A 6,077-nucleotide genomic window follows, 5' to 3' on the forward strand; every position below is an offset into this window, starting at 1 on the left:
GCTGAAAACCCGGCTTCAAGGATCCTTTTAAAGCATATGATGGAGGAGTGCAGAAAGGATGGAATTCCAAGGATAGAGAGCGCCCTAAGACATTTCCTCCATGGAAAGGAATGCTGCTTCGGGTGCAGGTTGCTTTCAGGTATCCTGGGGCTCATAGTAAGCAGAGGTGCAGATGCCTTCGGTGTGGATGAGGATGATATAAGGAAACAGATGAGTGACCCCTACTGGTTCCGGGGCCTAGTCAGCGTCCTCATGGGAATCGGATTCTTCGGTGTTAACAGACCATTCATCCCGGGGGCTCCCTTCCAGGTGGTCTGGAACATTACACGAAGATGCAACCTGAAATGCAAGCACTGCTATGAATACGCTGGTCATGGATCAGGTGAAATGGGACCCGATGAAGGTCTCAGGGTTATAGAAACCCTTGGAGATGCTGGTGTAACATCCCTGGCCTTTTCAGGTGGAGAACCAAGTATTCACCCGGCGATAATCGATTACATATCCAGGTCCCATGAGAATGGGATGTACACTGCAATGGCAACCAACGGTTACATCTTCAGTGACAGGGAGGTCTGCAGGGAATTCATCGACGCAGGCCTCCAGTTTGTCCAGATAAGCATTGATTCCATAAGGCCAGAGGTCCATGACAGCTTCAGGGGCGTTGATGGCTCCTGGCAGAGGGCCTGTGAGGCTGTTAAAAATTTCTCAGAGCATGATATATTTGTGGAGGTTGCGACCACAGTAACCTCCGAGAACTGTATGCACATATCCAGTATGGCCGAGTTCTTCCAGGATCTCGGTGCAGACTGGTTCATGCTCTACAATTTCATCCCCGCCGGTAGAGGTGCTGAGAACCCTGAACTGGACATAAACCCCCGGAAAAGGTACCGGATACTCTGTAACGCCTACTACAGTAACCTCAGAGGAGAAATCCAGGTGCTCTCAACGGCTCCACAGTTCGCGGCTATTGCGACGGGCCTCAGTGATGACAGGAGGATGATACCCACCCACTTCTATAACCCTGAATACACCGAGGAAACAGTCCACCTTGCTGAATTCATCGGCGGATGTGGAGCTGGAAGGTTCTACCTGAGCATCGAACCGGATGGTGACATCTATCCCTGCGTGTTCTTCCCACACAGGGAGGAGCTGCGCCTGGGCAACATACTTGAAGATGACTTTCAGGAGCTCTGGAAGACAAACAAGATCTTAAAGACCCTCAGGGACAGGGACAAGCTCTTCGGTCACTGCGGATCATGCGAAAACAGATACATCTGTGGCGGCTGCCGGGCACGTGCCCTATCCTATCTTGGGGATGTCTGTTCACCGGATCCTGGCTGTGTGAACAACATGAGGGAATGGAATAAAATTACCGTGGAAAAACAGACTGGTGGTGTATAAGTGGACGTTGTTCTTATAAACCCTGAGGACCGGACAGCTGTTAAGAATAAGCTTGGCTTTGTTTTACCGCCCCTCAACCTGATGTACCTGGGGGCCGCCCTTGAAAGGGCCTCCTTCAGTGTCAAGATAATCGATGACGATCTGAAGCGGATGGGTGCAGAGAGGGTTGCCCAACTTGTTGAAAGAATCAACCCCCTCATCGTCGGGATAACCGCGACCACAGCAACCATAAAGACCTCCCTTGAGTACATAAAGGCCATAAAGAGGCTTCTTCCAGATGTCCTTACAGTTATAGGTGGCCCCCATCCCACATTTCTCCCTGAAGATACATTGAGGGATTGCAGTGCCCTTGATGTTGTTGTGATGGGTGAGGGTGAAGCCACCATAGTTGACCTTGCAGAGAATTATGAAAGGCGGGGAGCAGCCTCACTGGATGATATTGCAGGTATCACATACCGTGAAGGTGAAAGGATCAGGGTGAACATGGGTAGGGCCCTCATAGAGGACCTTGATGAGATTCCATTCCCTGCAAGGCACCTTGTACCCTTCAGGGACTATGAAACATCCAGTCAGGACGCCGGAGGGATGATAACAAGCCGGGGCTGTGTATATCCATGCAGGTACTGCTCATCATCCCTTATAATGGGTAAGAAGTTCAGGTTCAGGAGCCCTGAGAACGTTGTTGATGAGGTTGAAGAGCTGGTGGAGGTTTACGGTCTCCATGACATAGCCTTCCTTGATGACACCTTCATGCTCCACCGGCCAAGGGCCCGGAAGATCTCTGAGGAGATCCGCAGGAGGAACCTTGATGTGAGCTTTGTTACATCCTCAAGGGTGGACATGGTCCAGGAGTCCCTTCTCAGGGATCTCAGGGACGCGGGGATGAGTACAATATACTATGGAGTCGAATCAGGGTGTCAGCGTGTCCTTGATATGATGAAAAAGGGTATAACTGTGAAGCAGGCCGAGGATGCTGTGAGGGTCACCAAGAATGTTGGGGTGGACGTAATAACCTCCTTCATCCTGGGATATCCTGGTGAAAGGCCCTCAGAGATGGACAGGACCATAGACTTTTCAATAAAGCTTGACCCTGACTACAGCCAGTACTCAATACTGACCCCCTTCCCTGGAACCCCCATCTATAAGGAGCTTAAGGCCAGAGATCTCATTGAGGATGACTGGGAGAATTATACCGTTATAAAGCCTGTTATCAAATATGAGAAGCTTGGGTTGAGCCGTGAACTTATCCAGAAAAAACTTGTGAAGGCCTACCTCAGGTTCTATTCAAGGCCGCGTTATCTGCTGAAGCACAGTTACATGATAAGGGTGTTCTTTGAAACCCTCTACAGAACCTACATTGAACCCAGAATACCCTTCAGGAAGGACCGGTGGGTGGAAAAAAATGAATAGTGGGGTTATGGTGTTACCGGTATTCTGAATACCCCTACATCGATGCCCCCCAGACCCACACGATCTGTGATTTCAAGTTTTCCTGATCCCTGAAGTTGGAGGTAGGTTGTTGAATTCTTTATAACCTTGAAACCGGCCGGTTCAAATCCGATGCCTCCATAATCCACTGAACCCGTGATTCTGAGGATGTTCTCGGGTGAAACTGCCAGGGATATCCCCCCTATTGTGACTTCGGTGCTTATATTGCCAGTGGCCCTCACATTCTGGTCCATGTCTGCTATGTAGAAACCGCCTGTGTTAACATAGAAAGATGCGTTCCTGAAGGTCGAATTTCCAATTAACACCGTCCCTCCCCCCGCATACTGGATTGTTGAGTTGAAGTTTTCTATCCTTGAATCATTGGAAAGTACAATCCTGAATCCACCGGTTCTGGTCTTAAGTGTGATGTTATATATATACCTGTTTGATAGGAGTATCCTTGCACTGCCGGTGTCCAATGTAATGTTCAGGTTAAGGTTTTCACCATTCACAGTATGGTTAACAACGGGGCGTTGAGTACCTGAGCTCCTCTCGGTCTCAACAGTATAGATCCTGTCTGATGTGTTTGTAAATTCAAGTTCAACACCACTGGCGTTTGATTCGAGATTCACGTTCACGGATCTGACGCCTGATGCCTCAGCAGGGTTAAGTGTGAAGTTTTCAGCCACATCCTCCTCTCCACGAGGCAGTAGCGATGCTGCAGATGCAGTTATGAATGCCACCACAAGTATAACGAGCAGAACTGCGCCTGCAATGTCCATCCTGTCCATCATAGCACCCCCATGATCATTAAAAGAACCGTTATCAGCGTGGCGGGAATTGCAAATACCGATAGAAACGCCCTTCCATAGCCTATACCATGCTCCGCCTCAACCGCGGCCACACCGGTTATCAGCACCCATATGTACATAACCACAAGGAGTGCTGTGGATGTGAAGATGGTCCCCCAGAGTATCAGGGTCATGAAGGCAAATATTCCAACCACGAAGGGGGCTGCTGCAAAGCCCATCATCTTCAGAGTCCCTGCAAATGTTCCTCTTCCGCTGAAAACCTTCGATGCGATGACATGGGATATCAGTGCCCATATCACAAGTTTTATGAATGAAACAATCAGCAGTGCCACTGCAAACAGCACTGGAATTGCAATACTTGCTCCTGTTGCAGCCGAGACAACACCCCCCATCATGTAGCCCAGAAAGGCTGATAGGAAGACATAGAGGTATAGGCCCTGCCCTTCAAGACCCCTCTCCCTGACATTCCTGAAGGCCTCCTCGGGTGATGCAAGTACAAGTATCATGTCCCTTGAAAAGTTCATTATTCTGTTCAAAGCATTAACCTCCCATATTTGAATTTCATCATCTAATCACTTAAACTTACAGAATTTACATTCGATCCAGTAGCAGCCTCCATCACCCCCCTTAGCTTTCATTAAAATAAAAACTGACTATTCAGCCTCCCTTTCAATGAATTTCATGAGGTCCCTGATGCTTGACATGAACTGGGCCGGGAATACTATTGTTGAGTTTTTTTCTGTGGCTATCTCGGCGAGGACCTGGAGATTTCGCAGCTGGAGGGCTATCGGATGTTTCTGAATCACATCGGCAGCCTCCCCCAGTTTTGCTGCTGAGAGGTATTCTCCCTCTGCAGTAATTATTTTGGCACGTTTCTCCCTTTCAGCCTCTGCCTGTTTGGCCATGGCACGCTGCATGCCCTCTGGAAGTTTTATATCCTTTATTTCCACTGTTGTTACGTTTATACCCCATGGTTCGCTGTGTTCATCTATTATTTCCTTTATCTTCTCATTTATCCGGGACGTCTCTGAAAGAACCTCATCAAGGGCAAACTGGCCTATAACGTTCCTGACTGTGGTCTGGGATATCTGATTAACTGCACCATAATAGTCCTCAATTGCAACAACGGCCTTGAGGGGATCTGCCACCTTGAAGTAGGCGACTGCAGCCACATCTATTGAAACATTGTCCTGTGTTATTATCTTCTGGGAGGGTATGGGCATGGTAACTATTCGAAGGGAAACCTTCACCATGCGATCAATAAAGGGTATTATAATGCGAAGGCCGGGTTCCTTAACACCTATAACTCTTCCCAGTCTGAAAACAACGCCCCTCTCGTACTGTTTAACTATCCTCACGCTCAGAGAAAAAATAACGATTATCACAAGAGCCAGTAACCCCGCTATTAAAGGATCCATAAACACCTCCCCCAAGTCCTTACGGTTTATTTATTGGCCCCGATGTATATCTAGATTTTGGTATTATCCTTCGTAATAGGTCTGTATAACGCATATGCATGGAAAGAATGAATGCAAAGTATTTATCGACACCGACACAAGTATGTAATGGGATCCCCATGGACTACGAAAAGCTCCTGAAAGCCAAGGAACTAACCCTACTGGTCCTGATAATCCTTGACATAGTCCTGCTTACCTACATCTCATTCTATCCATCAAATCCCGGGACAGTGAATGCCATCAACCAGTTTGACCTTTTCCTCTGCATCATACTCTTCATTGAATTCTCCATAAACCTAAAAAGGGCCGATGACAGGAGGAGGTTCCTAAGGGAGAACTGGATGGATATAGTGGCCTTTCTCCCGGTGGATTTCTTCAGGGCCTTCAGATTCGTAAGGATAATAAGGGTTGTGAAGATCCTTGCCCTCTTCAGGAAGTACCTCAAGAAGTTCTTCACATTCCTTGTGGACACACACCTTGACCAGGCACTTGGGATACTCCTCTTTGCAATAGTGGGGGGCACTCTCTTCTTTTATATGATGGAATCTGGAGTCAACAGATCCCTTCACGGTCCGCTGGACTCACTCTGGTACAGCATCACAACCACAATCGTGGGGGAGGTTGTGATCCCCCCAACAACACTCTACGGTAAGGCCATAACCAGCATGCTCATGCTTGTGGGTGTCACCTTTGTGGGTTTCCTCACAGCCTCACTGGCCTCCTGGTTCGTTAAAAACCCTGAAGAAGAAAAGGAGGTCCATGAAAGGATCGAAAACATCGAGAGAAGTATAGAGGATCTTAAAAGGGAGGTCAGGGAAATCAGGGACCTGCTGCGGGAAAAATGATGTACCCCTATTGCTAAAGGGAGGTCAGGGAAATCAGGGACTTGCTACGGGAAAAATGATGTACCCCTATTGCTAAAGGGAGGTCAGGGAAATCAGGGACTTGCTACGGGAAAAATGATGTACCCCTATTGCTA

The 6,077-nt window shown here is 48.2% G+C and carries 6 protein-coding genes; 3 read left to right on the forward strand and 3 right to left on the reverse strand.

Features of this window, described 5'->3' with window-relative positions; all coding sequences use genetic code 11:
• Window positions 1–39: 39 nt before the first annotated feature.
• Both ACPLJI_RS06230 and ACPLJI_RS06235 read left to right on the forward strand, forming a co-directional pair.
• Window positions 40–1,401 (forward strand): radical SAM protein, encoded by a 1,362-nt coding sequence (locus tag ACPLJI_RS06230; RefSeq protein WP_424741172.1) that lies wholly within the window; start codon window positions 40–42, stop codon window positions 1,399–1,401.
• The gene (locus ACPLJI_RS06235) at window positions 1,402–2,811 is read left to right on the forward strand and encodes a B12-binding domain-containing radical SAM protein (protein WP_424730279.1); all 1,410 of its coding nucleotides are present in this window, start codon (window positions 1,402–1,404) and stop codon (window positions 2,809–2,811) included. It abuts the gene before it with no gap.
• Window positions 2,812–2,816: 5 nt separating this feature from the next.
• Here ACPLJI_RS06235 and ACPLJI_RS06240 read toward each other — a convergent pair whose 3' ends face one another.
• From ACPLJI_RS06240 to ACPLJI_RS06250, 3 genes are all read right to left on the reverse strand, one after another.
• Window positions 2,817–3,620 carry a hypothetical protein gene (locus ACPLJI_RS06240; protein WP_424730278.1) on the reverse strand — a complete coding sequence of 268 codons (804 nt, stop codon included), beginning with the start codon at window positions 3,618–3,620 and terminating at the stop codon, window positions 2,817–2,819.
• Window positions 3,620–4,177 (reverse strand): YIP1 family protein, encoded by a 558-nt coding sequence (locus ACPLJI_RS06245; RefSeq protein WP_424730277.1) that lies wholly within the window; start codon window positions 4,175–4,177, stop codon window positions 3,620–3,622. The genes ACPLJI_RS06240 and ACPLJI_RS06245 overlap by 1 nt, the downstream gene beginning before the upstream one ends.
• A 117-nt stretch (window positions 4,178–4,294) precedes the next feature.
• The gene (locus ACPLJI_RS06250) at window positions 4,295–5,059 is read right to left on the reverse strand and encodes a slipin family protein (protein ID WP_424730276.1); all 765 of its coding nucleotides are present in this window, start codon (window positions 5,057–5,059) and stop codon (window positions 4,295–4,297) included.
• A 158-nt stretch (window positions 5,060–5,217) separates the two neighbouring features.
• Between ACPLJI_RS06250 and ACPLJI_RS06255 the strand changes: the two genes are divergently transcribed.
• Window positions 5,218–5,943, forward strand: coding sequence for an ion transporter (locus tag ACPLJI_RS06255; protein ID WP_424730275.1), 726 nt, complete (start codon window positions 5,218–5,220; stop codon window positions 5,941–5,943).
• Window positions 5,944–6,077: the final 134 nt, after the last annotated feature.

Source organism: Methanothermobacter sp. (assembly GCF_049720995.1).
GTDB lineage: Archaea > Methanobacteriota > Methanobacteria > Methanobacteriales > Methanothermobacteraceae > Methanothermobacter.